The sequence below is a fragment of the Haloferax sp. SDI50 genome, assembly GCF_059802635.1.
Map to the genome: position 1 here is coordinate 2,399,427 of NZ_JBPULL010000001.1, position 25,350 is coordinate 2,424,776.

General features: G+C 69.2%; 28 protein-coding genes and 1 other RNA gene. 14 read left to right on the forward strand and 15 right to left on the reverse strand.

Annotated features, from left to right (window positions below; all coding sequences use genetic code 11):
- Positions 1-71 precede the first annotated feature (71 nt).
- The 3 genes from ACSR87_RS12620 (at position 72) to ACSR87_RS12630 (ending at position 2,337) form a co-directional block, all read left to right on the forward strand.
- Entirely contained in the window at positions 72-338 is a 267-nt protein-coding gene (locus tag ACSR87_RS12620) for a DUF8066 domain-containing protein (protein WP_498530699.1), read from the forward strand.
- A gap of 214 nt (positions 339-552) precedes the next feature.
- Positions 553-1,305, forward strand: a complete 753-nt coding sequence (locus ACSR87_RS12625) for a mechanosensitive ion channel family protein (protein WP_498530700.1) — start codon at positions 553-555, stop codon at positions 1,303-1,305.
- 234 nt (positions 1,306-1,539) lie between these two features.
- Entirely contained in the window at positions 1,540-2,337 is a 798-nt protein-coding gene (locus tag ACSR87_RS12630; protein WP_498530701.1) for a ZIP family metal transporter, read from the forward strand.
- Positions 2,338-2,433: 96 nt separating this feature from the next.
- Here the strand turns inward: ACSR87_RS12630 and ACSR87_RS12635 are convergent, their stop codons facing one another.
- The 3 genes from ACSR87_RS12635 to ACSR87_RS12645 all read right to left on the reverse strand — a co-directional run bounded on the left by ACSR87_RS12635 (position 2,434) and on the right by ACSR87_RS12645 (position 4,523).
- Entirely contained in the window at positions 2,434-2,718 is a 285-nt protein-coding gene (locus tag ACSR87_RS12635; RefSeq protein ID WP_498530702.1) for a DUF7545 family protein, read from the reverse strand.
- Positions 2,719-2,817: 99 nt separating this feature from the next.
- The gene (locus tag ACSR87_RS12640; protein WP_498530703.1) at positions 2,818-3,573 is read right to left on the reverse strand and encodes an ABC transporter permease; all 756 of its coding nucleotides are present in this window, start codon (positions 3,571-3,573) and stop codon (positions 2,818-2,820) included.
- Positions 3,570-4,523: an ABC transporter ATP-binding protein gene (locus tag ACSR87_RS12645; RefSeq protein WP_498530704.1), complete on the reverse strand. Its 954-nt coding sequence runs from the start codon at positions 4,521-4,523 to the stop codon at positions 3,570-3,572. The genes ACSR87_RS12640 and ACSR87_RS12645 overlap by 4 nt, the downstream gene beginning before the upstream one ends.
- A 141-nt stretch (positions 4,524-4,664) precedes the next feature.
- Between ACSR87_RS12645 and ACSR87_RS12650 the strand changes: the two genes are divergently transcribed.
- Positions 4,665-6,056, forward strand: coding sequence for a PQQ-dependent sugar dehydrogenase (locus ACSR87_RS12650; protein ID WP_498530705.1), 1,392 nt, complete (start codon positions 4,665-4,667; stop codon positions 6,054-6,056).
- Between the two features lie 33 nt (positions 6,057-6,089).
- Here ACSR87_RS12650 and ACSR87_RS12655 read toward each other — a convergent pair whose 3' ends face one another.
- Positions 6,090-7,088 (reverse strand): Gfo/Idh/MocA family protein, encoded by a 999-nt coding sequence (locus tag ACSR87_RS12655; RefSeq protein ID WP_498530706.1) that lies wholly within the window; start codon positions 7,086-7,088, stop codon positions 6,090-6,092.
- Positions 7,089-7,167: 79 nt separating this feature from the next.
- Between ACSR87_RS12655 and ACSR87_RS12660 the strand changes: the two genes are divergently transcribed.
- Both ACSR87_RS12660 and ACSR87_RS12665 read left to right on the forward strand, forming a co-directional pair.
- A complete protein-coding gene (locus ACSR87_RS12660; RefSeq protein ID WP_498530707.1) occupies positions 7,168-7,389 on the forward strand; it encodes a hypothetical protein in 222 nt (73 codons plus the stop codon).
- Between the two features lie 52 nt (positions 7,390-7,441).
- The gene (locus ACSR87_RS12665; RefSeq protein ID WP_498530708.1) at positions 7,442-8,464 is read left to right on the forward strand and encodes an aldo/keto reductase; all 1,023 of its coding nucleotides are present in this window, start codon (positions 7,442-7,444) and stop codon (positions 8,462-8,464) included.
- A gap of 51 nt (positions 8,465-8,515) precedes the next feature.
- Here ACSR87_RS12665 and ACSR87_RS12670 read toward each other — a convergent pair whose 3' ends face one another.
- From ACSR87_RS12670 to ACSR87_RS12685, 4 genes are all read right to left on the reverse strand, one after another.
- Complete coding sequence (locus tag ACSR87_RS12670; protein ID WP_498530709.1) at positions 8,516-8,920, reverse strand: metal-dependent hydrolase; 405 nt, start codon at positions 8,918-8,920, stop codon at positions 8,516-8,518.
- 12 nt (positions 8,921-8,932) lie between these two features.
- Positions 8,933-9,166: an Rdx family protein gene (locus ACSR87_RS12675; protein ID WP_498530710.1), complete on the reverse strand. Its 234-nt coding sequence runs from the start codon at positions 9,164-9,166 to the stop codon at positions 8,933-8,935.
- 74 nt (positions 9,167-9,240) lie between these two features.
- The gene (locus ACSR87_RS12680) at positions 9,241-9,897 is read right to left on the reverse strand and encodes a DUF7546 family protein (protein ID WP_498530711.1); all 657 of its coding nucleotides are present in this window, start codon (positions 9,895-9,897) and stop codon (positions 9,241-9,243) included.
- A gap of 27 nt (positions 9,898-9,924) precedes the next feature.
- Complete coding sequence (locus tag ACSR87_RS12685) at positions 9,925-11,331, reverse strand: heme o synthase (RefSeq protein WP_498530712.1); 1,407 nt, start codon at positions 11,329-11,331, stop codon at positions 9,925-9,927.
- Positions 11,332-11,493: 162 nt separating this feature from the next.
- Here ACSR87_RS12685 and coxB point away from each other — a divergent pair, with 162 nt between their 5' ends.
- Positions 11,494-12,252 carry a cytochrome c oxidase subunit II gene (coxB, locus tag ACSR87_RS12690; protein WP_008578311.1) on the forward strand — a complete coding sequence of 253 codons (759 nt, stop codon included), beginning with the start codon at positions 11,494-11,496 and terminating at the stop codon, positions 12,250-12,252.
- A 123-nt stretch (positions 12,253-12,375) separates the two neighbouring features.
- On the opposite strand, the gene ACSR87_RS12695 is transcribed toward coxB, so the two are convergent.
- On the reverse strand, positions 12,376-12,804 hold the full coding sequence (locus tag ACSR87_RS12695) for an FAD synthase family protein (protein WP_498530713.1): 429 nt from the start codon (positions 12,802-12,804) through the stop codon (positions 12,376-12,378).
- Complete coding sequence (locus ACSR87_RS12700; protein ID WP_498530714.1) at positions 12,801-13,286, reverse strand: Mov34/MPN/PAD-1 family protein; 486 nt, start codon at positions 13,284-13,286, stop codon at positions 12,801-12,803. Before ACSR87_RS12700 ends, ACSR87_RS12695 begins: the two co-directional genes overlap by 4 nt.
- Before the next feature lie 137 nt (positions 13,287-13,423).
- Here ACSR87_RS12700 and ACSR87_RS12705 point away from each other — a divergent pair, with 137 nt between their 5' ends.
- Together ACSR87_RS12705 and recJ3 are read left to right on the forward strand one after the other, a co-directional pair.
- Positions 13,424-14,278 (forward strand): fructosamine kinase family protein, encoded by an 855-nt coding sequence (locus ACSR87_RS12705; protein WP_498530715.1) that lies wholly within the window; start codon positions 13,424-13,426, stop codon positions 14,276-14,278.
- A 104-nt stretch (positions 14,279-14,382) separates the two neighbouring features.
- Positions 14,383-16,284: an exonuclease RecJ3 gene (recJ3, locus tag ACSR87_RS12710; RefSeq protein WP_498530716.1), complete on the forward strand. Its 1,902-nt coding sequence runs from the start codon at positions 14,383-14,385 to the stop codon at positions 16,282-16,284.
- A gap of 30 nt (positions 16,285-16,314) precedes the next feature.
- Here recJ3 and ACSR87_RS12715 read toward each other — a convergent pair whose 3' ends face one another.
- Together ACSR87_RS12715 and ACSR87_RS12720 are read right to left on the reverse strand one after the other, a co-directional pair.
- A complete protein-coding gene (locus ACSR87_RS12715) occupies positions 16,315-17,985 on the reverse strand; it encodes a phospholipase D-like domain-containing protein (RefSeq protein WP_498530717.1) in 1,671 nt (556 codons plus the stop codon).
- Positions 17,986-18,111: 126 nt separating this feature from the next.
- On the reverse strand, positions 18,112-19,371 hold the full coding sequence (locus ACSR87_RS12720; protein WP_498530718.1) for a HEAT repeat domain-containing protein: 1,260 nt from the start codon (positions 19,369-19,371) through the stop codon (positions 18,112-18,114).
- Between the two features lie 118 nt (positions 19,372-19,489).
- Here ACSR87_RS12720 and ACSR87_RS12725 point away from each other — a divergent pair, with 118 nt between their 5' ends.
- From ACSR87_RS12725 to ACSR87_RS12735, 3 genes are all read left to right on the forward strand, one after another.
- A complete protein-coding gene (locus ACSR87_RS12725) occupies positions 19,490-20,254 on the forward strand; it encodes a carbon-nitrogen hydrolase family protein (RefSeq protein WP_498530719.1) in 765 nt (254 codons plus the stop codon).
- A 63-nt stretch (positions 20,255-20,317) separates the two neighbouring features.
- Positions 20,318-21,406: an NADH:flavin oxidoreductase/NADH oxidase gene (locus ACSR87_RS12730; protein WP_498530720.1), complete on the forward strand. Its 1,089-nt coding sequence runs from the start codon at positions 20,318-20,320 to the stop codon at positions 21,404-21,406.
- 77 nt (positions 21,407-21,483) lie between these two features.
- Positions 21,484-22,308 carry a DUF7547 family protein gene (locus ACSR87_RS12735; RefSeq protein ID WP_498530721.1) on the forward strand — a complete coding sequence of 275 codons (825 nt, stop codon included), beginning with the start codon at positions 21,484-21,486 and terminating at the stop codon, positions 22,306-22,308.
- A gap of 60 nt (positions 22,309-22,368) precedes the next feature.
- Here ACSR87_RS12735 and ACSR87_RS12740 read toward each other — a convergent pair whose 3' ends face one another.
- Both ACSR87_RS12740 and ACSR87_RS12745 read right to left on the reverse strand, forming a co-directional pair.
- On the reverse strand, positions 22,369-22,746 hold the full coding sequence (locus ACSR87_RS12740) for an OB-fold domain-containing protein (protein WP_115802384.1): 378 nt from the start codon (positions 22,744-22,746) through the stop codon (positions 22,369-22,371).
- Positions 22,746-23,897, reverse strand: coding sequence for a thiolase family protein (locus ACSR87_RS12745; protein ID WP_498530722.1), 1,152 nt, complete (start codon positions 23,895-23,897; stop codon positions 22,746-22,748). The genes ACSR87_RS12740 and ACSR87_RS12745 overlap by 1 nt, the downstream gene beginning before the upstream one ends.
- Before the next feature lie 93 nt (positions 23,898-23,990).
- On the opposite strand from ACSR87_RS12745, the gene ACSR87_RS12750 reads away from it, so the two are divergent.
- Both ACSR87_RS12750 and ffs read left to right on the forward strand, forming a co-directional pair.
- Positions 23,991-24,404 carry a DUF7548 family protein gene (locus ACSR87_RS12750; protein WP_498530723.1) on the forward strand — a complete coding sequence of 138 codons (414 nt, stop codon included), beginning with the start codon at positions 23,991-23,993 and terminating at the stop codon, positions 24,402-24,404.
- 122 nt (positions 24,405-24,526) lie between these two features.
- An RNA gene (gene ffs, locus ACSR87_RS12755) (signal recognition particle sRNA) lies at positions 24,527-24,838 on the forward strand.
- Between the two features lie 175 nt (positions 24,839-25,013).
- Here ffs and tatA read toward each other — a convergent pair.
- On the reverse strand, positions 25,014-25,286 hold the full coding sequence (gene tatA, locus ACSR87_RS12760) for a twin-arginine translocase TatA/TatE family subunit (RefSeq protein ID WP_498530724.1): 273 nt from the start codon (positions 25,284-25,286) through the stop codon (positions 25,014-25,016).
- Positions 25,287-25,350 lie beyond the last annotated feature (64 nt).

Here is a 25,350-nt window from a genome sequence, read left to right on the forward strand (position 1 = left end):
GTCAGTCGGGGATGTCGCCGCCGACCCGTGGCGGCCAAACACATAACTCCGTCACCTGAAAACAACGGGCCATGTCCCCACCACCGGACGACACGCCACTCCACCGGACCGCGGGTGCGAAAGTCGCCGTCGCGGTGTTCCTCGCGCTGACGCTCGCCTACGCGCTTCTCATCGCCCAGCAAGTCCTCGCGTGGGTGTTTCTCGTCGTCATCGTCGTCGTCATCTGGTACGCCGCCAGACTCGTCGTCGCCATGGAAGAGATCGCAACACAGCTCGGCCATCTCGCCGACGAACGCACCGATTCTCGCGGCCGCGGCGACGAATCAAGCCGAGATTAAATCACGGCCGACGCGCTCGAACCAGAGACCGTCCCGCGAGCGGGACGGTCGAACCGAACGAACCGAACCGTGACGCACCGACCCTGTGACTCGGCGCTTCGTCCGTCTTTGCCGAGTATCGGAGAAATCGGAGGGTTCCGATTACGAGATAATTTCATTCACGGTTCTTGTATTCTTAACTAACTTCGGGGAGCGCGACGTTCCACCCGCAACAATGTACCCGTTACAAGTCACGCTGACCGAGTCCGTCGCAGAGTTGACCAACGCCGTGCTCGCGTTCGTCCCGCGGCTCGTGGGCGCGCTGTTGATTCTCATCGTCGGCTGGTTCATCGGCAGCATCGCGGCCCGACTCATCACTCGGGTCGCCGACCGCGTCGAAGTCGACAAGGCCGTGTTGGCGACGCCCGTCGGGAAGATTCTCGGCGGAACCCAAACGGCCGTCTCGGGCGCGTTCGGGACGCTCGGCAAGTGGTTCGTCTACGCCATCGCCGTCCTCGCAGCCGCCGACGTGCTCGCGGTGGACCTGTTTTCCGAATGGGTCTCGACCGCGGCGTCGTACGCGCCGTCGTTCGTGGCCGGCCTGCTCGTCATCGTCCTCGGGTTCGTCGTCGCCGACTTCATCGGTGACGCCATCACGCGGACCCGCGCGGCGACCGAGACGCCGTACACGAGCGTCTTCGCGGTCGGTACCCGGATGTTCCTCTACTTCACCGCCGTCGTCATCGGCCTGAGCACGATGGGCATCGACGTAGCCATCCTGTTCACCATCGCCCAAGCGTTCGCCTGGGGCATCGCCGCGGCCCTCGCCATCGGCGTCGGCGGCGCGGTCGCCTTCGGCGCGCGCGACTACGTCTCGGCCAACGTCGAGCGCTGGATGGGGTCGGCCCGCTCCGTCGCGGCCACGCCCGTCTCCCCGATGGGTGGCGACGGCGACTCGCCCGAAGGCGCGTCGGCGGCCGACGACTGAGCGCGCTTGGTCCGGTAGGCGCACACCGCGGACGCGACACCTTTCTTCGCGGACTACCGCCGTCGAACCGCCGCCTGCACCGACATATATCAGAAAATCTATTCTAACCCCGAACCGGACTTTTTGGCCCGTCTAAACTACTTGAGGCCTTCTACTCGATATTCAATTGTTTAGGCAAGCCAAAAATATCTAAGATATGATAATACTTATCGGCGCCGAGTGGCTACGTTCGGTATGGACCAGTTTGCCGCTCTCACGTTCGTCTTTCTCGCGGGGCTCGTCACGGCCATCGCGACCGGGGTCGGCGCGATTCCGTTCTTCTTCGTCTCGGACGTGAGCGACCGCTGGAACGTGGCGCTGTGGGGCATCGCCTCGGGCATCATGGTGTCGGCGTCGCTGTTCGGACTCGTCTTCGAGGGGCTCGCTAACGGGACGCCGCTGCAACTCGGTATCGGGATGCTCGCGGGCGTCGCGCTCGTCCTCGTCGCCCACCGCGTCATCGAGGGCGCGGAGGTCAACCCCAAGCAGTACGAGGAGGCCGACTTCCGCAAACTGCTGTTGATTCTCGGCATCCTCACCGTCCACAGCTTTCCCGAGGGCGTCGCCGTCGGCGTCTCGTTTGCCGACCTCGGCCTCGACGGCGGCTTCCAGCTGTTCGGCTTCGTCGTCCCGCTGCTCGCGGTGTTCATGACGATCGCCATCTCGATTCACAACGTTCCCGAGGGGCTGGCCATCTCCATCCCGCTGCGGTCGATGAACGTCTCGAACTGGAAGCTCGTCTGGTGGGCTATCTTCTCCAGTCTACCCCAGCCCATCGGCGCGGTCATCGCGTTCTACTTCGTCCGCATCGCCCGGGAGTTCCTCCCGTTCGGCTTCGGCTTCGCGGCCGGCGCGATGGTCTTTCTCGTCCTCACGGAGTTCATCCCCGAGGCGCTCGAACTCGGAAAGCGCCTCCCGCGCGGCGGCCGGGTCGAACTGCTCGCCGGGCTCGTCGCCGGCTTCGCCGTCATGGTCCCGCTGGCGTTCATCTGACCCCGGCGGACCCGCCACGACGGCTCAGACGCGCAGCTCTCTCCTTCGACTCGGAACGACAGAGAAAACCGCGTAGCCGCGACCCGCGACTTCGACTTAGTGCGAGTGGCCGAGCGCGTCCGACAGCGGGACGCCGAAGCGCTCTTCGAACAGCTCTTCCATCTTTTCGTTGATTTCAGCGATGTCGGCCGGCGCGCCGTCCTCGCTGTGGTGCGCGACGACGTGGGCCTGCTGTGCGAACGCCTGCACGACCACGTCGGCGACGACGTCGGTCGGGTCTTCGCCCTGCTCCGAGAAGATGTCGACGAGGCCCGCGGGGAGTTCGAGCGCCTCGGTGTCTCCGTCCGGTCCCTCGATGGTGTACGTCTCAGTTTCGACCATGCCACCACGTGGGGCCGGCCGCGGGTTAAGGCTTGAGTTTGCGGGCGCGTCGGGGGCTGCCGAATCCCCCCGCACCGCAAGCAGGCGGCGCGAGTCGCCTCAGTCGGTCCGCGGAATCGCCAGCGTCCCCGCCGCGAAGAAGGCGACCGCGAGGGCCGCGAGCACCGCGAGGTTGGCGAGCCAGTCGCCGCCGCTGTAAGTGAGCGCCCGGACGCCGCGGGCGAAGTACGTGAGCGGCGAGAGGTTCAGCGCCGGCACGAACCACGCCGGCAGCAGGTCGGGCGTCACGAACGTCTCCGAGAGGAACAGCAGGGGCAGCGCGATGGCGTTGCTCGCGGCGATGACGCCGTCCTGCGAGTCCGCGACGCTCCCGATGACGGCCCCGAGGCCGCAAAACAGCGTCACGCCGAGCGCGACGAAGGGGACGATTGCGAGCGTCGCGGGCGTCAGCGGAATCGACGCGCCCGTCACGAGCGCCGACAGCGCGAGGAGCAACAGCGCCGCGAGGCCGATGACGACGACGTTGACGAGCGAGTGCGCGAGGAGCCACTCGGCGCGCGACAGCGGCGTCGTCGCCAGTTTCTCGAAGCGACTTCCCTCGCGGTGACGGGCGATGGTGCTCCCGACCCGTGACAGCGGGGTGAACAGCACGACGACCGCGAGGTAGCCGGCGATGTAGTACTCCTTCGGCTCGGCGAACAGGCCGCCGCCGGTCGGCTGAGTCTGCACGAGCGCCCCAAAGATGACGACGATGATGGCGGGGAAGAAGAACGTGAAGAAGACCGCCGTCCGCCGCCGGAGGAACGAGTGCCACGAGGCGACGAACTCCGAGCGGACGCGGGTGGCGAGGCTCATCTGTCACCTCCGACCGCGGCGGCCGCGGCGGGTCGGGCCGCCTCGAACTGCTCGCCGGTCAGAGAGAGGTAGACCTCTTCGAGACCGGGCTGTTTCCAGACGAGCGACTCGTAGACGACGCCCGCGTCGTCGAAGGCGGCGACCACGTCGCCGATGTCGCGCGGGCCGACGCCGTGGACGGTGATGCCGTCTCCCGACACTGTCGCGTCGAGCGCGGCCGGGAGCGACACCGACCCGAGGGCCGCGTCGGCATCGGCGTCGCCGTCGGTTCGGACGACGAGGCGACTTTCGCCGCCGTACTCGGACACGAGGTCGTCCGGCCGGCCGACCGTGACGAGTTCGCCCGCGTTGAGCAGCCCCACGCGGTCGGCGAGGCGCTCTATCTCCTCCATGGAGTGGCTGGTGAGAAACACCGTCGTCCCGCCGGCCGCGAGGTCCTCGACGAGCCCCCACAGCGACCGGCGGCCGGCGGGGTCGATGCCGGTGGTCGGCTCGTCCAAAAACAGCACGTCGGGGTCGTTGACGAGCGTCAGGGCGATGCAGGCGCGGCGCTGTTGGCCGCCCGAGAGGTTCTCGTACCAGGTGTCGGCGGCGTCGGCGAGGCCGACCTCGTCGAGCACCGCGTCGGGGTCGCGGGCGTCGTCGTAGAGTCCCGCGTAGTAGGCCACGAGTTCGCGGGCGGAGAGCCGACCCGCGGGCCGGAACTCCTGCGGGAGGACGCCGAGGCGCTGGCGGTCCACCTCGGTCGGGTCGCGCCCGAGGATGGCCGCCGACCCCGAGTCAACCGCGGTCGTGCCCGTGAGGGCGCGAACCAGCGTCGTCTTCCCCGCGCCGTTCGGACCGATGAGGCCGAAGACCTCCCCCTCGGCAACCGACAGGGAGACGCCCGAAAGCGCCTCCACGTCGCCGTAGGACTTCCTGAGGCCGTCGGCGGCGAGTACCGCGTCCATGTCGTACCCGTCGTCACTATCGGGTGGTAAGGGATTCGGAATCGCCGCTTGATTCGAGTTGTGGGGGCGGCGGGGGAGCGGGGAGGCCCAGCCGACCCGACCGGAGCAAACCTTACTCCGGTCGCGCCGCTCTACGTTGACATGAACGGGTCCCGACGCGAGTTCCTCGCCGCGACCGGCGCGGCTCTCTTGGGCGGCTTCGCGGGCTGTGCGAGCGCCCCGACCGACGACACCGGAGCGACGACGGACAGCGACGCGACGACCGGCAAGGGCGACGGCTCGACCGCGACCGCGGACGCCGAGGGCGACGGCTCGCTCGAGGGCCTCGAAGTCGCCTACGAGACGGTGGCGACCGGGTTCGCCTCGCCGGTCGATGTAGCCATCCCCGAGGCGTTCGGCGGGAGCCGACGGTTCGTCGTGGACCAGCCCGGTCGAATCTGGTTGCACGACGACTCGGGACTGCGAAACGACCCCTATCTCGACATTACCGACCGTGTCGTCGACCTCAACGGCTACGACGAGCGCGGCTTCCTCGGCGTCGCCTTCCACCCCGAGTTCGCCGACAACGGGCGGCTCTACCTCCGGTACAGCGCCCCGCGGCGGCCGGGAATCCCCTCGAATTACAGCCACACGTTCGTCCTGAGCGAACTGACGGTCGACCCCGAGGCGACGACCGTCTCGGCAGATTCCGAGCGGACGCTCCTCGAACTTCCGCAACCCCAGTCGAACCACAACGCCGGGGCCGTCGCGTTCGGCCCGGACGGCTACCTCTACGTCGCCACGGGGGACGGCGGCGGCGCGAACGACGAGGGCCGCGGCCACGTCGACGACTGGTACGACGCCGTGTCGGGCGGCAACGGACAGGATGTGACCGAGAACCTCCTCGGGAGCGTCCTCCGCATCGACGTGGACTCGACCGGCGGCGTCTCCGGCGACGACGACCGGCCCTACGGCATCCCCGAGGACAACCCGCTCGTCGGCTCCGACGGCCGCGACGAGCAGTACGCGTGGGGCTTCAGAAACCCGTGGCGGCTCTCGTTCGACGGCGAGGACTGCTACGTCGCCGACGTGGGACAGGGCGCGTGGGAGGAGGTGAACCTGCTCGAAGCGGGCGGCAACTACGGCTGGAACGTCCGCGAGGGCACACACTGCTTCCGCGCGGGCGACTGCCCGACCGAGACGCCCGACGGCGCGCCGCTCATCGACCCGGTGCTGGAGTACCCCCACAGCGGCGACGGGCCGTCCGGGGTGGCCGTCATCGGCGGCCACGTCTACCGCGGCGAGGCGATTCCGGACCTCTCGGGCGCGTACGTCTTCGCTGACTGGCAGTCCGAGGGCAGACTGTTCGCCGCCCGCCCGAGCGAGTCGCGCCCGTGGGACATCGCGGAGCTACCCGTGGCGGACCGCGACGACGGCGGGACGAACGTCCTCGCGTTCGGCCGCGACCCCGACGGCGAACTGTACGTCTGCACCAGCGACCGAGGGGTCGTGACCGGGTCGTCGGGCGCGCTGAACCGGCTGACCGGCGTGTGACGCCCCGAGTTGAGAACGCAAATCACACTCTGCTCAGGCGTCGCCGTCGACGTTGACCCGCCTGCCCGTCGTCGCTGACTCGTAGGCCGCCTCGGTCAGCGCGGTCACCCGCAGGGCGTCCTCGGCCGGGATGGCGAGGTCGGCTTCGTCGCGCGCGGCGTCCACGAAGTTCCGGAGCTTCTTCCGGGTCAACTCCTCGAAGTCGGGCGTCGGCGGCGTCGCGGTGTAGGTCGTTCCGCTCTCCGTCACCTCGATGGTCTCGCCGTCGAAGGCGACCATCCCTTCGGTTCCGATGACGCGGAGCGACTCGCCCGGCTCGGGGACGCTCTGTCCGTCGCCGGAGACGCCCACGCTCGCGGTGAGGCGGTCGCCGTCGCGGTCGAGGACGACCGCGAGCGCCGAGTTCACGTCCACATCGTGGCCGCGGTGGTCGACCGCCGCGGCGACGGTCATCGGTTTCGACCGCGTCACCCAGAGCATCGCGTCGAGAAGGTGCGACCCCGAGTCGTACAGTTGGCCGCCGCCCGACAGCGACGGGTCGCCGCGCCACTCGTCTTTCGTCCAGCGAATCCACTCCTGTTCGAGGTGGCAGACCACCATGTGCGGGTCGCCGATGCGGCCGCTGTCGACGACGCGCCGGAGTTCGTGGAACCGCGGGTCGAAGTGGCGCTGGTAGCCGACCGCGAGGGTGAGGCCGCGGTCCTCGGCGCGGTCGATGAGCGCCCGCGCGCCGCCGAGGTCGGTCACCATCGGCTTTTCGAGGTGGACGTGGAGGTCGGCGTCGAGCGCCGCGAGCGCCTGGTCGAAGTGCTCGGCGTGCGGCGAGGCGATGGTCACCGCGTCGAGGAACTCGGCGTCCAGCAGTTCCGCGGTCGTCTCGTAGGTCGGCACGTCGAACTCGTCTGCGAACCGCGCGCGCACCTCGTCGGCGGGGTCGACGCCGGCGACGACGCGCACCCCCTCCAGTTCGTTGAGGAGGCGGCACTCCAGCAGCCCGAGGCTTCCGAGGCCGATACCTGCGACTCTGAACATGGCGTATCAGTCGCGCGGAAGCCGCAAAAGCGTGCGGGCGAGTCGCAAGGGATTCCCGGGGGACGGGCGTGGGTCGGCCATGGACGACGCAGTCCTCCGGCGATTCGCCGTCGTACTCGCGTTGGTCGGTGTGGCCCTCCACGTTACGGCCCTCGCCGCGAATCCGTCGCAGAGATACGTCACCGTCGGGGTCGGAGTTCTCCTCCTCGCGCTCGCGCTCAGCGGCGGGCCGGTCGCGCGCGACCTGCTCGCGGCGGACGTGGCCCCCGCCGAATCGCCCGACGCCGACGGAAAACGGTGAATGCCTCGCCGCTACTCACACGCTTTAGTCGCCGGCCGTTGTGGGGTCTCCCATGAGCCTCGACTATCGACGACTCGGGTCGACCGGCACCCGCGTCTCGGAACTGTGCTTCGGTACATGGCGATTCGGTCGGAAGAGTAGCGGCGTCCTCGAGACCGACGAGGAGGAGGCCCACGAACTCCTCGACGCGTTCGAGGAGCGCGGCGGGAACTTCATCGACACTGCCAACGTCTACGGGAATCCGAACGGAACCTCCGAGGAGTACATCGGCAACTGGCTGGCCGAGCGCGACCGCGAGGACTACGTGCTCGCCTCGAAGGTGTACTTCCCGTTCGACGAGGACAACCCCAACGGCCGCGGCCTCTCGCGGACCCACATCCGCAACCAAATCGAGGGCACGCTCGACCGCCTCGACACCGACTATCTCGACCTCTACTACATCCACCGCTGGGACGAGGAGACGCCCATCGAGGAGACGCTTCGGGCGCTCAACGGACTCGTCGAGGAGGGGAAGGTCAACTACCTCGGCGCGTCCACGATGGCGTCGTGGCAGCTCACGAAGGCGCTGTGGATGTCCGACGTGCACGACTACGCCCGCTTCGACGTGACGCAGCCGCTGTTTCACGCCGGCTACTACGAGGACGTGAAAGACTACCTCGACGTGTGCGGCGACCAGGACATCGCGGTCTGTCCGTACTCGCCGCTCGCGGGCGGCTTCCTCACGGGCAAATACGAGCGCGCCGACCCCGACGACCCGACCGAGTACGTCGCGCCCGACGGCGCGCGCGGCTCGTTCGACGAGCGCTTCGACCGGTTCTACGTCTCCGAGCGCGGCTGGAAGGTGCTCGACGAGATTCGCGCCGTCGCCGACGAGGTCGACGCCAGCCCCGCGCAGGTCGCGCTCCGCTGGCTGATGGACTACCCCGAGGCGACGGTCGTCCCCATCGTCGGCGCGCGGACGACCGACCAGCTCGACGAGAACGTCGGCGCGGCCGACGTGGACATCTCGACCGACCAGTGGGAGCGCATCATGAACGCCCGCTACGACGAGGACGGCCGACGCTGGGGCCACTAAGCGGCCGTCAGAAACGCGCGCAACCGCCGACCCGGACGATTCCGGCTTTTTTCACGCGATTTCGAGGTCTCGCAGGAAGTCGCAGACGACGTGGACGTAGAGCACGACCGCGAGGAACGCCGCGAGCGACCCGAGTCCCGAGAGCGCGAGCGAGCCGACCGCGACGCCGCCGACGAGGTGGTGGCTCAGGAGGCGTTTGCGGTCGAACTCGGTGTCGAACTCCTCGAACACTCGCTCTTGGTCGAGGAGGCCGACCCGCGGGTTCGTCACCGCGAGCCGCAGGTTCGCCCAGTCGCCGCGCTGGACGCGAGCGATGACGAAGTGGTCGAGGTCGACGAAGACGCTCGCGGACACCGCGCCGGCGACGAGAAGCGGCAGGCTCCCCGGCGGGTCCAACGCGACTGCGGCGGCCGCCCCGGCGACCGCGCCGACGGCGGCGTGTTCGAGTGATTTCACGGCTCGGCCCGGTCAGCCGACGTGCGGGCGGACCCGCCGGAGCACGAGGTCCGGGTCGAACTCGTCTTCCGATTTGTCCCAGACGCGCTCGCCGTCGACGGTGACGGTGAGAACGCCGTGGTCGCCCGTGACGAGCGCCACGCGGTCGAGTCGGTCACCGAACTGTTCGAGCAGCGCGTGCTGGAGCTGTTCGGCGCGGTCGAGGAAGCCGCAGGGGACGCAGTATTCGATTTCGACCTGGGTCATACGCGGACGTTCACGGCGCGCGGGTAAAAGCGAGTTGGGCGGGCAGCGAGCGCGCCCGCGGGCGCAAACCGCGATTACTTCCCGAATCCGGGTCGCCACCGGAGCAGGACCACGGTGACGAGGAAGACCAGCGTCGAGAGGTCGTACGAGAGCGTCGTCACGGTCGCCGCGACGGCCGTCCCGCCGCCGAAGACGCTCGTGGCGACCGACGCGAGGACGGGCCACGAACACGAGACGCAGGAGAACAGGCCGACGACGCCGGAGACGGCCGCGCCCGCCGCCTCGACGACCGTGTCGTAGACGAGGAACGCGAGCGCCGCGTAGCCGACCACGCGCGCCGGCATGAGCACGAGGTTGAACAGGTCGCCACCGTAGACGAGCGCCGGGCCCCATCCCGGCGGGAGGAAGGCGACGCGGACGCCGCTCGTGCCGCCGGGCACGGGCGAGGTGACGAGGCCGCCGGCGACCGCGAGGAGCGCGAAGTAGCCGACAGCGACGGCGGCCGCCTTGCGCTTCGTCGCGGTCGAGGCGGGTGCCACGTCGGTGTCGAACAGGACCCAGAGGCCGACGATGACCCACGCGACGCCGTAGACGGCGTAACGCGGCGCGCCGACGCTCGCCTCGGTGAAAAGCAGGTAGACGAACGCCAGAATCAGCGTCGTGTTGACGGCGAAGGCGGCGCGGAGCAGACTGGCACGCGAGGGGCGGGGAAGTGCGGATGCGGTTGCCATGTGTTTGGATGGTGTCGAAGGCGGTTCTCAGACGGCGAGCGTGTCGACGACGATAGCGAGCAGCAACATCCCGAGGTAGGCGTTCGAGGCGTGGAACGCCCGGAAGGCGGCGGTGTCGTCGCGCTCGTAGTGCAGGCGAACGACGAAGTAGAGGAACGCGCCGCCGAAGAGGATGCTCGTCACGAGGTAGACGACCCCGAGGGCGTCCATGACCGCGAGGCCGGCGGCGGCGACGAGCGTCGCGCCGAGCCACCAGAGGATGTGCTTTCGCGTCTCGGTCTCGCCGCGGACGACGGGCATCATCGGGAAGCCGCCGCGGGCGTAGTCGTCCTTGTAGGCCAGCGCGAGGTTGTAGAAGTGCGCGGGCGTCCACAGGAAGATGACCACGGCGAGGACGACGCCGCCGAGGCCGACGTCGCCGGTGACGGCGACCCAGCCGATGAGCGCCGGGAGCGCGCCGGCCGCGCCGCCGATGACGGTGTTCTGGACCGTGTTGGGCTTCAGGATGAGCGTGTAGACGACGCTATAAAAGGCGATGGCGACGACGCCGAGGACGGCCGCGAGCCAGTTGACGGACGCGAACAGCGCCACCGACGCGACCGTCAGGAGCAGGCCGAACGCGACCGCGTTGCGGACGGGCACGAGGTCGACCGCGAGCGGTCGGTCGCTGGTCCGCTGCATCCGGCGGTCCACGTCGCGTTCGAGGACGTGGTTGAACGTGCCGGACGCGCCGATAGAGAGGACGCCGCCGCCGAGGGTCGCTGCGATGACTTCGGGCGTGAGGCCGGACGAGACGGTGCCGGCGAGCGCCATCGCCGCCGACGCGACGAGACAGAGGAGCCACATCAGCCGCGGCTTCATGAGCCGGAAGTACGCGTTGACCGTCGCCTTCGCGCGGGCGACCGGGTCGGTCGGGACGGACGGTCGCTCGCCGTCGTCGGCCGGAGGGCTCATCGACGGGGTGCCGACCGGCGCGTCGTCGGGGTCGCCGGTGGCCGCTTCGAGCGTCCACGCGAGGGCGGCGACGAGGCCGCCGAAGATGACCATCCCGAGGACCAAGTGGAGCGTCGAGAGCGCGGGGCCGACGCCGACGGTGGCGACGACCGCGCCGAGGCCGGCCTGCGCGGGATAGAGCACGGCCGACGCAGTGACGGTCGCTCGCACCCGGCGAGACGTGTCGGTCCGCCACGCCGAGACGAGCGTGGCGACCGTGAGGAGGCCGACGAGGACGGCCGCGACGCGGTGGCCGAGGGCGACCCAGCCGTCGAGCGTCGCGGGGAGCGAAAAGCCGTCGCCGCACGCGGGCCACGCGCTGCACGCGGCGGTCGCGTCCGTGAGCGCGGTCGTCGCGCCGACGATGAGCAGGAGATAGACGCCCATCGCGGTCGCCGCGAGCAGGCCGTGGAACGTGTTCGAATCGCGATTCGTGGCCACGAAATTCACCTACGGACGTGTTGGGCCGTCCCGTATTTAGGACCCGCGCTTTCCCGCTTCGCGTTCGGGCGCCGCTCCCCGTGATATGAGGGGGAGGGGTTGATAAACGGCGGGCCGAGAGTCGGTACGCATTTATGCGGTTGTTCCTAAGTCTCGCTCAGCATGAGAAAGACGCGTTTCGCGCTCGCGTCCCTGCTCGCGACGGCCGCGATGGCGCTCGTTGCCACCCCCGCCGCCGCGCAGGCGTCTGCCACGTCGGAACTCATCAACCAGCTGAACGGGGAGCTGCTGTACGTCGCTATCCCGATCACCGTGCTGGTGGAGGTCATCCTCCTCTACACCGTCATCAAGTTCCGCAACAGCGAGCGCGCACTGCCGACCAAGGAGAACCGCCGGCTCGAAATCACGTGGACCATCGCGACAGCGATTATCCTGCTTTTCGTCGGCGTCGCCTCCTACGGCGTGCTGGCCAACGAGAACGTCACGCACCAGGGCAACGACATCGCCATGGACGACGACCCGGTCGTCGTCACGGCGGAGGCCTACCAGTGGGGCTGGAACATGTACTACCCCGAGGAGGGTAACTTCTCGTCCGGAAACGAGATTGTCATCCCCAAGGACCGCCCGGTCTACTTCCAGGTCACCTCAACGGACGTGATACATGGATTCCACGTCCCCGAACTCGGCCTCAAGCAGGACGCGATGCCGGGTTCGACGAATACCATCAAGACCGTCGCCTACGAGGAAGGCACCTACCAGGGCTACTGTACTGAGTACTGCGGCGTCGCGCACTCCCAGATGTACTTCACCGTCGATGTCGTCTCGCAGGACGAGTACCAGAACTGGCTCGACGAACAGCAGTCGGCCAACAGCGAGTCGTCCGGCACCTCGAACTCTACCGCGACGAACTCCACGCAGTAACGCTTCCTCCCTTCTGTTTCGACGCTGCTCCCGAGTGACGACGCTCGCGTTCGTCGCGGTCGGTCGTCGGAAAACTCGTCGCGGGCCGCAGTGCAGTCGGCTATCGGCCGGACGAACGGTGACTCAACAGCGCCGTTCGACGATGCGGTCGATGATGCGACCCGTCGAGAGCAGTTCGTCGTCGTGGCGGGACTCCCGGGGCGTCGCGCGCGTGACCTCGCAGTCGATGCCGCGGGCGTTGAGGGCGGCTTTGATTCCGTCCTCGTCGTGGTGTTGGTCGTAGCCGAGGACGATGACGTCGGGGTCGATCTCCTCGATGGGGACGAATATGTCTTCGGCGTGGCCGAGATGCGCCTCGTCGACCACGTCGAGCGCGGCGACCATGTCGCGGCGCTGGCGGCCGTCGAGTATCGGTTTCGGCTTGTGCGTCACGTTCTCGCCGCGGGCGATGATGACGTGGAGTTCGTCGCCGAGCGACGCGGCGTCCGAGAGGTAGTGGACGTGGCCGGGGTGGAGGATGTCGAAGGTGCCCTGCGCGATGACCCGTCTCATCGGTCCAACTCCGCGTCGATGTCGTCCTGCGTGAAGTCGAAGAACGATTCGGGGTCGGGGAGGTCCGCGTCGAGCACGTCGAGGTCGCGGACCTCGCCGGACTGGTCGAACGCCTCCCAGTCGTCGGGGCCGTACGGCGAGCCGATGATGATGTGGACCCGGCCGTTCCCGAACGTGTCGAGGTCAGCGTCGCTCGGGCGGAGGACGCCGTTCGGGTGCGAGTGAATCGACCCGACGGCGCGGAAGTCGTTCGGCACGAGGTCGTTCCTGACGGTCGCGCTGTACGGGTCCGAGACCGTCCCCGGGATGATGAGCACGTCCGTCACGACGTAGCCGTCGCGGTCGACGCCGACGCGGCGGGCCTCCTCGCCGCGGAGGAGTCCCATGTACTCGTTCGGATGCGTCTCCGCAGAGGCTTCGAGCGCGAAGTCGAGGGCGTCGGCGGCGATGCCGACGACCTCCCGCGACCGGAAGAGTCGCATACCGAACCGTCCGCGGGCGCTCCATCTAAGGGTTCCGGAACGCCGAGTCGGTCGCCGCAACGAAACGCGACGGACCGCGACGGACCGCGACGAAACGGAACCGTCATACTGAGGTCGGCGCTCGCCCGAACTCGGGTGTGACGCTCGATTCCGACCTCGTCGCCCGCGTGACGGACGCGCTCTCGGCGGACGCGCCGCCGACCGCGATAACCGAACTCGACAGCGGACACGTCGGCCGCGTCTACCGACTCGATTTCGACGGGCGCGACCCCGTCGTCGCGAAGGTGGGCGACACGCCGCTCGACGTGGAGGCCGCGATGCTCGACTCGCTCGCCGCGGCCGGCCTTCCGGTCCCCGCGGTCCACCACGCCGACCCCGACCTGCTCGTCCTCGACTACGTCGAAGGCACGTCCGAGTTGACCGCCGCCGCCGAGCGCGACCTCGCCACCCACCTCGCCGCGCTCCACGAGACGACCGCGCCGGCGTTCGGCTTCCCCTACGACACCCTCTCCGGACCGTACCGACAGCCGAACCCGTGGACCGACTCGTGGGTCGCGTTCTTCCGCAACCAGCGCCTCCTGCCGTGGACCGAGGCGGCGCTCGACGCCGGCTTGCCGGCCGCGACGGCCGAGCGAATCGAGTCGGTCGCCGCCGACCTCGACGCCCTCCTCGTCGAACCGGCGGCCCCGCGACTCGTCCACGGCGACGTGTGGGGCGCGAACCTCCGCGTCCGCGACGACCGCGTCGTCGCCTTCCTCGACCCGGCGTGTTACTACGGCCACCCCGAGGTCGAACTGGCCTACATCGACTGGTTCGACGCCGCGGGCGACGCCTTCTTCGACGCCTACGACGAGCGCCGACCCATCGCCGACGGCTTCTTCGAGTCGCGGTCGCCCGTCTACGCGCTGTTTCCCCTCCTCGAACACGTCCGCGTCTTCGGGGCCGACTACGTCCCGTCGGTCGAAGATGCGCTGGACGAACTCGGTTACTGACCGCCCGCGAATGCGAGTGTCGGGCCGAACCGAGCCGTGCGAACCGGCCGCGCACGCGAGATGCTTTTGTAAAGCTTAACACTACCCCCTAACCTAGCGGGACTATGAGCGACGAGCACGCCGGGGATTCCGGCGACGACTCGGGTCCGAATTCGGACGCGCGACCTATCGTCTATGATCTCGCACCGAACTGTACCGCTGACGACGTCGAGACCGACGCGTACTACCACGCCGTCGTCAACGGCGTCGTGGAGTACGGCATCTTCGTCGACGTCTCCGACTCCGTCTCCGGACTCATCCACGAGTCCAACCTCTCGGCCGACTACGAGGTCGGCGACCGACTGGTCGTCCGCCTCGAATCCGTCCGCGACAACGGCGACATCGCGTTCGCCGAGGACACGCCCGACGACTACCGCACCCTGACCGTCGACCACGAGCCGACCATCACGCCTATCTCCAGTCTCTCGGTCGGTGAGTCGGTCACGGTCGAGGGCGTCGTCACGCAGATTAAACAGACCGGCGGCCCGACCGTCTTCCGCATCGCCGACGACTCCGGCATCGTCGCCGCCGCCGCCTTCGAAGAGGCGGGCGTCCGCGCGTTCCCCGAAGTCGACCTCGACGACGTGGTCCGCATGGCCGGCACCGTCGAGGACCACGAGGGAACCCGTCAGCTCGAAGTCGACGGCCTCACCGTCCTCGACGACGAGGCGGCGGCCGACGCCCGCCAGCGCATCGACGCCGCGCTCGACGAGCGCGCCGAGCCCGAACCGGTCGAACCGCTCGTGGAGTGGTCGGCGTTCGAGAAGCTCCGCGACGACCTCGAAGACGTGGCGCGCCTGCTCCGTCGGACGGTCCTCGAAGGCCGCCCGATTCGCGTCCGCCACCACGCCGACGGCGACGGCATGTGCGCGTCCGTCCCGGTCCAACTGGCCCTCGAACGGCTCATCACGGAGGTCCACGACGACCCCGACGCGCCCCGTCACCTGTTCAAGCGCCTGCCGAGCAAGGCCCCGTTCTACGAGATGGAGGACGTGACCCGCGACCTGAACTTCGCGCTCGAAGGCCGCGCCCGCCACGGCCAGCGGCTCCCCTTCCTGCTCATGCTCGACAACGGGTCGACCGAGGAGGACGTGCCCGCCTACGAGAACCTCGCGCACTACGACGTGCCCATCGCGGTCGTCGACCACCACCACCCCGACCCCGAGGCGGTCGACCCGCTTCTCGACGCGCACGTCAATCCGTATCTCCACGACGAGGACTACCGCATCACGACCGGCATGATGTGCGTCGAACTCGCGCGGATGATTCACCCCGACGTGACCGACGAACTGCGCCACGTCCCCGCCGTCGCCGGGCTGTCCGACCGCTCGAAGGCGGAGGTTATGGACGAGTACATCGCACTCGCCGAGGACGAGGGCTACGACCGCGAACAGCTCCTCGACGTGGGCGAAGCGCTCGACTACGCCGCCCACTGGCTTCGCTACAACGACGGCGCGTCCATCGTCAACGACGTGCTCAACGTCGGCTGCGACGACGAAGCTCGCCACCGCGAGCTCGTCGAGTTCCTCTCGACGCGCGCCGAGCGCGACGTGGACCGCCAGCTCGAAGCCGCGGAGCCGCACCTCGAACACGAGCGTCTCGACAGCGGGGCCAACCTCTACCGCATCGACCTCGACAAGTGGGCCCACCGCTTTACCTACCCCGCGCCGGGTAAGACCACGGGCAAGCTCCACGACCGCAAGGTCCAGGAGACGGGCGAGCCGGTCATCACCATCGGCTACGGTCCCGACTTCGCCGTCCTCCGCTCCGACGGCGTCCGCCTCGACATCCCGCGGATGGTCGCTGAACTGAACGAAGAGGTCGTCGGCGGCGGCGTCTCCGGCGGCGGCCACCTCGTCGTCGGCTCCATCAAGTTCGTCAGCGGCATGCGCGAGGAGGTCATCGACAGCCTCGTCGAGAAGATGGCCGAAGCCGACATCGACGAAGAGCTGTCGACGACGGCGTAAGCCGGCGTTCGACTCTCAGACTGCGACCGCTCAGTTTTCGAACTCCAGTCGCCTGAGCGCCGCGAGTCCGACGACGACCGCGAGGGCCGCCGCGGCGACGAGTCCAGGCTTCGGCTCCGCTCCGCGCCCGCTGGCTCGCCAGTCGGCCGCGAACGCCTCGCGGAAGTACGCCGCGGCGGCCGGGTCCGACAGCGCGAGGACGACTTCGCGGTTCTCGCGGGCCGAGTGTCGGTTCCAGTTGAGACTGCCGACGAGCGCGGTGTCGTCGGCGACGACGCCCTTCGCGTGAATCGCGCCGTACCGCCCGCCGGGGCGCGCGAGGCGGACCGAGAGCGGGCTGCCGGTTCGGTCGGCCCACTCGTTCAGGCGCTCGGCGAGCGCGCGGTTCTCTTCCTCGTCGTACCACGCGCTCCCGAGGAGGAGTCGGACGCTGACGCCGCGGTCGGCGGCGCGCTTGAGCGCGCGGACGAACGGGCCGTCGGCCTCGACGGTCGGTTGTAGCACGTCGATTCGGCTCTCGGCGGCATCGAGTCGGGAGACGACCGCCGACTCGGCGTTGTCGGGCGCGCGGAGGACGGCGACGCGGTCGACTCGAAGCGTCTCGGGCGCGATGCGCGACGGATACGAGCCGTTCGCCGATTCGGTGCGGACGAACGACCGGCCGACGCGGTACGTCTCCCACGGGGCCGTCTCCGGGAGCGTCGCATCGGTTTCGAACGTGGCCGCGAGGTCGGCCGCGACGGCCGGCGAGCGCGCGACGACGCCCCAGCCGCGGCTCTTTTTCCCGCCCGTTCCGGCGGGTTTCCAGTTTTCGGTCATCACGAGCGCCGCGTCGTCGACGACGGCGTACTTCGGGTGGTGAAACGAGTGCGGGTCGCCGACGACGCGAACCGACACGCCGGCGTCGACGAGGCGGTCGAGGACCCGCGCCGACCGCCGCGGGAAGCCGCCGACCGGGCTGTCCTCGACCAGTACCTCGACCTGCACGCCGCGCTCGCGAGCGGCGACGAGTTCGTCGGCGACGCGGGCGGAGGCGACGACGTAGCCGGCGAGCAGAATCCGCTCGTCGGCCGCCCGGAGCGTCGCTATCGGACGCCCCGGCGAGTCGGGGAGCACGAACAGCGTCGCGTTCGCGGGGCCGTGGGTCGTGACGTTCCGCCGGGGGAGCGTCCGCGGCCACCACGACCACGCGCCGTCCCGCCGTTCGAGGAGCGCGCCCTCGCGGCTCCGGTCGTAGCTGAGGCGGTCCGCGACGACGCCGTTGCCGGCCGCGTCGCCGTCGCCACCGACGACCCGGAGCGTGACCGTCTCGCCGCCGTTGGCGAGGCCGAGGCCGGGCGCGACGACGGGGTGGTCGGTCAGGTTCGCCGCCGCGGCCGGGTCGGCGGCGACGGCGACCGTGCCGCCGGGCGCGGCGAACGAGACGGTGTCTTCGCCGTCGGACAGCGAGAGTTCGGTTCCCGCGGGCGCGGCGACGGCGACGAACTCGCCGCGATCGTCGGGCGTCGTCGGGTCGGGCAGCGCGGAGACGATGCGAGGGCCGCCGGACGCCGACGGGTCGGCGGCGGTGGCCGAGTCGGTCGCGTTCGTCGCGCCCGGCGCGCCCGGCGCGGCCGCTATCGGCGCGGGGACGACGGCCGCGACCGCGAGCAGGACGGCGAGCGAGGCGGTGAGCGCGGCGACGAGGGCGCGACGGGACACACCCCGCGGTGGTCGCGTTTCCCTACAAAAACGTTCGCGACCGGGGACTCAGCGCGAGCGACTGCGAGAGAAAGAAAACGAAAGGGGACCGCAGAGCCACCGGGCTGCCGCGTCGGTCGTGCGGTCTCAGACGGTCGCTTCGGCTTCGACGTCGTCGCCGAGGAACTCGGCGGCGAGTTCGGCTTCGCGCTGGACGAGGAACGAGCGGTCGTCGGCGTAGCCGGCGGCCACTTCGAGCGCGTCGTTCGTGCCAATCTGTCGGAGCGCCCACGCGGCGCTGGCGCGGACGGCGTCCTCGTCGTCGTCGGCGACGACGTCCGACAGCGGCTCGACGGCGCGGGTGTCGCCGATGAGACCGAGCGCGCGCGCGGCGGCCGAGCGGACGTTGTCGTTTTCGGTGACGAGCTTGTTCGCGATGGGCTGGGTCGCCTCCTCGGAGCCGATTTCGCCGAGCGCCTTGAACACGACCTTCTGGAGCGCGGGGTCGCTGTCGGTGTCGACGTAGTCGACGAGCATCTCGACGCCCTCCTCGGCGGCCATCTTCCCGATGGCCTTGATGACGCCCTTGTCGCGGCGCTTGGCCTGCCCCTCGATGGTCTCGTAGGCGCGGTCGTCGTTCATCCGCGTGAACGCCTCGATGCAGTACTCCTGCATGAAGTCGGACTGGAAGCTCTCGAACGCGAGCGCAATCATCTCGACGTTGCCGCGCTTTTCGTGTTCCTTCAGCGCCGACAGCTCCGGCGGGTAGTCCTTGTAGTGGCCGAGCACGTCGTAGAAGCCCTGCACTTGGAGCTTCTCGCGGGTTTCGAGGTCGTCCCACTCTTGGGCATCGTCGAGGCCGTCCGCGAGGCCGTCCGCGACTTCGATGAGGTCCGCGATGGTTTCCGCGTCCTCGTCGGCGTCGAGGGCGGCCGCCTCGACGGCCGAGACGGCGTCATCGACGGCGGCGGTCAGCGCGTCCTCGTCGTCGCCGTCGACCGAGACGCCCGCGTCGAGCACGCCGTTGAACTCGTCGGCGAACGTCTCGACCGCGGCGACGATTTCGCCTTCGCCCTGCTCGGTCCACCGGGTGTCCGTAATCGTGGACTTCGCTTCTTCGAGCGTCTCGACGGCGTCGTCGGCGTAGGGACCGCGCTGGGATTCGAGGTCGTCGCGCAGGTCGGACAGGCGCGATTCGAGCTCCTCGGCGGGGTCTTCGTCGTCTTCGTCGTCCGGTTCGGGCAGGTCCGCGGCCTCCACGTCGGCCTCGATGTCGTCGAGCGTGGCCTCGACCTCGTCGAGGTCGGCTTCGGTCTCGGCCGCGTCGAGAGCCTCCTCGGCCTCGGTCAGGCGCTCGTCGAAGCTCTCGGGCGAGAGTTCTGTCGTGTCGTCGTCCCCGTCACTCATATGCCGGAAGTCCGTTCGACTGTAAAAAGAGCGTTTCCCTTCGCTCCGCGTCTCGGACCGGGACCGACCGCCGATTCCATCCGGGTCACTTTTTCCCGACCCGTCCGTTCCTCCGAGCGTGACCGGTCCCACTATCGCCGTCCCGCAGCGCGCCGCGTTCGACCTCGACCCGGCGCGAAACGAGGCAGACGTGCGCGCCCGCGCCGCCGACCTCCCCGAGTCGGTCGATATCGCGCTGTTCTCCGAGTACGCGCTCACGGGCTTCGTCGCGGACAGCCGCGCCTTCAGCGGCGCGATACCTCGGGAGCGCGCGACCGACTTCCTCGCCTCCGTCGCCGCGGAAAACGGCTTCGACGTACTGGCGGGCTACCTCGAACGCGACGGCGAGACGCTCCACAACGCGGCCGCCTACGTCCGACCCGACGGCTCGGCGACCGTCTACCGCAAGCGACACCTCTGGGGCGGCGAGACCGATATCCTCACGCCGGGCGACGAACTCGTCGTCGCGGACACGCCCGCCGGACGGGCCGGCATCCTCACCTGCTACGACCTGAACTTCGTCGGTGACAGCGCCGCGCTGACCGACGAGCGAGTCGACGCCTTGTTCGTCGTCGGCGCGTGGCCCGCCGCCCACTCGACGAACTGGCGACTGCTCTGTCGCGCCCGGGCCCTCGACGGGGTTCGCTGGCTCGTCGGCGCGAACCGGACGGGGAGCGGGTCGATTTCGGGAACCGCGGGTTCGGAGTACGCGGGTCGCTCGCTCGTCGTCAGGCCCGACGGCGTGGTCGCAGCCGCGCTGAACCGCGGCGAGCGCGATCTCGTGTGGACGCTCGACCGCGACCTCTTGGCCGAACAGCGCGCGTTCGTCGGCTCGGTCGAGTAGCCGAAACCGGACTGCATCACCGGAACCGAGGGGGGTTTTTCCGACCGCGCCCAATCGGGGGCGATGACGGACTCGCTCTTTACGCCGCTTTCGCTCCGCGAGACGGAGGTTCGAAACCGAATCATGGTCTCGCCGATGTGTCAGTACTCCTCGACCGACGGGTTCGCCGACGACTGGCATCTCGTCCACCTCGGCAGTCGCGCCGTCGGCGGCGCGGGCATCGTGATGTCCGAGGCGACGGCCGTCTCCCCCGAGGGGCGCATCACGCCGAACGACCTCGGCATCTGGTCGGACGACCACGTCGAGAAGCTCAGCCGGATAACCTCGTTCGTCTCGTCGATGGGGAGCACGCCGGCCATCCAACTCGCCCACGCGGGCCGGAAGGCGAGTAAGACCCGGCCGTGGGAGGGGAGCGAGCCGGTCGCACCCGACGACGGCGGGTGGACGACCGTCGCCCCGAGCGACGCGCCGTGGCCCTACGAGGGCGAGGCACCGCCGACCCGAAAGCTCTCGGCCGACGGTATCGAAGGCGTCGTCGACGACTTCCGCGCGGCGGCCGAGCGCGCCCTCGACGCCGGCTTCGAAATCGCCGAGGTCCACGCGGCCCACGGCTACCTCCTCCACGAGTTCCTCTCGCCGGTGACGAACCACCGCGACGACGAGTACGGCGGTTCCTTCGAAAACCGGACGCGACTCCTCCGCGAGGTCACGGACGCGATCCGCGGGGTCTGGCCCAACGACAAGCCCGTGTTCGTCCGCATCTCCGCGACCGACTGGCTGGACGACCGCGAGTCGTGGGACATCGAGCAGTCGATTCGCCTCGCGGCCGACCTCGACGACCTCGGGGTCGACCTCGTCGACGTGAGCGCCGGCGGCATCCACCCCGACCAGCGGATTCCGAACACGGGCCCCGGCTATCAGATTCCCTTCGCGGAGGTCATCCGCGAGGAGACCGACGCGATGGTCGGCGCGGTCGGCGGCATCCGAACCGCGCGCCACGCCGACGAGGTCGTCAGAAACGGGCGGGCCGACCTCGCCATCGTCGGCCGCGAGCATCTCTACGACCCGTACTTCGCGCTCCACGCCGCGGACGACCTCGACGCCGACGCGGAGTGGCCGCCGCAGTACCAGCGCGCCGTCCCGCGGCGGTAGCGACGGCGGTACCCTCGAAACGCACCCCGCGTTCGCCCCCTCGAACGCTTATCCCCGCGGCGACCCAACCGTGGGCCATGAGCGACCGACGACGCGACGACGACATCCTCGACGTACTCGACGAACTCGGGGACACGCTCGACGAACTCGGCGCGGAACTCCGCGAGGAGCGCGACCGCAACCGCGGCCGTGGCCGCGACCGACGCGTCACCGGCGACGACCGATTTCGCCCCCCGCGCCCGCCGACGTTCGGTGAGGTACTGCGGTTCACCGAGTCGTACACCATCCCGACGGTCATCGCCGTCCTCGAAGCGACCATCGCCTCCCTCGAACTGCTCCGCCGCCTCATGCGGCTTTCCGACCCCGGCCGCGCGATGGACGACGCCAGAGACGAGACGGAGGCACGGATGCGAAACGTCCCGAAGAGCGCCGTCTCCGGCGTCGACCGCGCCCTCGACGAACTCAGAAACGCGCTCTCGGAGGCCGACCTTCCGTCGAACCCCGAGGCGCGCGACGTGATGGACCGCGCCCGCTCGCTGGCCGACGAACTCGACGCGCGACTCAGCGAGGCCGAACGCGAGCGAACCGCCCGCGAGCGTCGCTGGCGCGAGGACGAACGCACGTTCGAATCCGAGTGGCAACGGCGCGACGACGCCCGGCGCTCCGGTGACGGGACCCGAGCCTCACGCGACGCCGAACCGGTCGGTACGGGGCCGGTCCGCATCGACGTGACCGAGGAAGCCGGCCCGGACGGCGGTGACGACGGGAGCGGGAGCGACGAGCCGACTGTCGATGTCGACGCCGAACTGGAGTCGATTAAGCGCGAAGTGAACGGCGACGACGGGGGCGACGAAACCGACGGAACCGACGCCGGCGCGGGCGACGAGTCGAGCGACCGCTAAGCGGCGACTCCAGGCACCAGCGGTCCAGACGCGAGTGAAAAAGACTCTCGACGCGCCCGCTCAGACCGGCTCGAAGCGGTAGCCGTCCCACTCCTGACTCGCTGGCTCGCGGATGCCCGCGCCGGGTTCGCGGAGTTCCTCGCAGTAGACCGGGCGGACCTCGTCGCCGATGTCGACGTCGTCCTCGCCGGTGACTTGCCCGATGGCGCGGACGGGCTCGCCGTCCACGTCGAACTCGACGATGGCGAGCGTGTTTGGCTGGCGGACGCCCGGCGGCGTCGCGGTGGAGGTGGTCCACGTCAGCACCGTCGCCGTGTAGTCGCTGAGGTCGACCGTGCCGACCGGCTCTTCGCCGCCCGGACCGACCGGGTGGCCGGGGTAGGTGATGCTCCCGTCGGGGTAGCGGTACGCCTCCATCGCGGGTTCGTCGTCGGACATTATCGGGACTCCATGATGGTCGTGGTCACGCAGTTGCCGAAGCCGCCGACGTTGCACGCGAGGCCCACGTCGGCGTCGACCTGCCGCTCGCCTGCGTCACCGATGAGCTGTTTGTAAATCTCGTACACCTGCGCGACGCCCGAGGCCCCGAGGGGGTGGCCCTTCGACTTCAGGCCGCCGGACGTGTTGATCGGGAGGTCGCCGTCGCGGTCGGTGACGCCCTCCTCGACGGCCTTCCAGCCCTCGCCCTTCTCGAAGAAGCCGAGGTCCTCCGACTGGAGGAATTCGAGGATGGTGAACATGTCGTGGAGTTCCGCCACCTCGATGTCGTCGGGTTCGAGGTCGGCCATCTCGTAGGCGATTTCCGAGGAGTTGACGACGCCGCCCATCGTGGTCGGGTCGGCGCGCTCGTGGACGACGTGGGTGTCCGTCGCGCCGCCGATACCGGAGATGACGGCGTAGTCGTCGGTGTACTCGCGGGCGACCGACTCGGGGCAGAAGACGAGCGCCGCCGAGCCGTCGGTGATGGGACAGAAGTCGTAGAGGCGAAGCGGGTCGGCGACGACCGGCGAGTCGAGGACGGTGTCGAGGTCGACTTCCTTACGGAACTGCGCGTGCGGGTTATCGAGGCCGTTTTTGTGGTTCTTGACGGCGACCTTTCCGAGGGACTCCCGCGGGGCGTCGTAGGTGTCGAGGTAGAGCCGGGCGGTCAGCCCCGCGAAGGAGGGGAGCGTGACGCCGTGTTTGTACTCCACCGGGTGCGTCAGCGAGGCGATGACGTCCGTCGATTCGGCGGTCGAGCGGTGGGTCATCTTCTCGCCGCCGACGAGCATCGTCATGTCGGACGCGCCGGAGGCGACCGACTGCCACGCGGCGTAGACGCCCGCGCCGCCGGACGAGGAGGTCTGGTCGATTCGGGCGGTGTAGGCGGGCATCGCCGCGAGGTCGTGGGCGAGGGCGTTCGGGACGCCCGTCTGGCCCTCGAACTCGCCGCTCGCCATGTTCGAGACGTAGAGGTGCTCGATTTCGTCGGGCGAGACGTCGGCGTCCGCGAGCGCGGCCTGCCCCGCCTCCGCGAGCAGTTCGCGAATCCACGCGTCTCGCTGCCCGAACTGGGTCATCGATGCACCGATAATCGCTACGCGGTCCATACGCGCACGTCGTCGCAGCGCGATTTAAAACCGGGCAATCCCTCGCCGGCACGTCTCAAACCGTTTATCAGTCGGTCGCCCGAACGACCGGCCATGGACGCCGAACGCCTCGCGCCGACCGTCGGAATCGTCGGCGCGCTGCTCCTCGCAATCGCCGTCGCGATTCCCGCCGTCACCGTCGAGGGCGGGGACGGACAGGTGGCCGCCTACTACGCCGCGGGCCCGGTCGGCATCTCGTTCGTCGGACTGCTCGCGCTCCTCGAAACCGTCGTCTTCCTCTCGGGCGGACAGGAGCGGACCGACCCGGCGACCGCCGCCGGCCTCGCCTTCGTCCTCTCGCTTTCGATGCTCGGCATCGCCGCGCTGTGGTCGTTTTCCATCGACCAGACGCTCCTGTTCAGCTTCGACCAGCAGTACTCGTGGCTCTCGTACCACCGCTGGTCGGTCGTGGCCGCCGCGTTCGTCACGTTCGTCGGCGGCGCGTGGTACGCCAGCGACGTGTTGTGAGTCGGGAGCGACCGACCGGGACCGGCGACTCGCGGGGCCGCCGCGTCGAACCACCCCGACGGTGTCCCCCGATTTTCCCGCACCCGAGTCGAAAGGCCCTTAACAGTCGGTGGATAATGAGGGAGTGGACTAGGTCGGGCAGTTAGGCCCTGCTCTTCACCCGCGAAATAGGTCTTTAGCGGGGACCGAACACGGGCGCGTCCGGTCAGACCGGCGCGGGCCCCGGAAGCCAACGTAGAAACCTCGTCCTTCGGGGACAGCGGTTCCGCGTACCCCTTCCGCAGGGAAGGGTTCGCGCGGTTCATCGGTGGTACCCCGCCAGGCGCGGAAGCGAGCAGCGGACCATCGGACGTGCGTCGCTCGAGGGATCGCGGGGTGGAGGAGGCAACCGGGATTCCCCACGTCGGAACGCCGGGCAACCTCGCTGTCCACCCATTCATACCTCATGTAGTTACTTGCCGACCGGCCGGTCTCTCGGTCGCAGGCTCGCCGTCGGCCCTCGAAGCCGCGGTCTGGCGTCGTTACCGACCTCGTGAGCGACTGCAAACAGTAGACACTCGCGACCGTAAAAGACCGCACAAGGGGTCCGGTTCCCCGGGGAGACGCGTACTATCTGTTCTCGGCTTCCGTCTCGGTCGCGTCGGCTTCGTCCGTCTCGGCCTCGTCTTCTTTCTCGTCCTCGTCGTCGCCCTCCTCCGCGCCCTTCTTCAGTTCCTCTTCGATTTCTTCGCGGCCGCGACGGAACTCGCCCATCGCCTGCCCAGACGACCGGGCCAGTTGGGGGAGTTTGTTCGCACCGAACAGGAGGACGACGATGAGCAGGACGATGAGCAGTTCTGGGCCGCCCGGCAGTCCGGGGAACAGCGGAATGGAATCCAGCATTACGTTCGGTTACGTTCGGAGGGAAGATAAGAGAGACGGTCCGTCTCGGCGTCTCGAAGTCGCC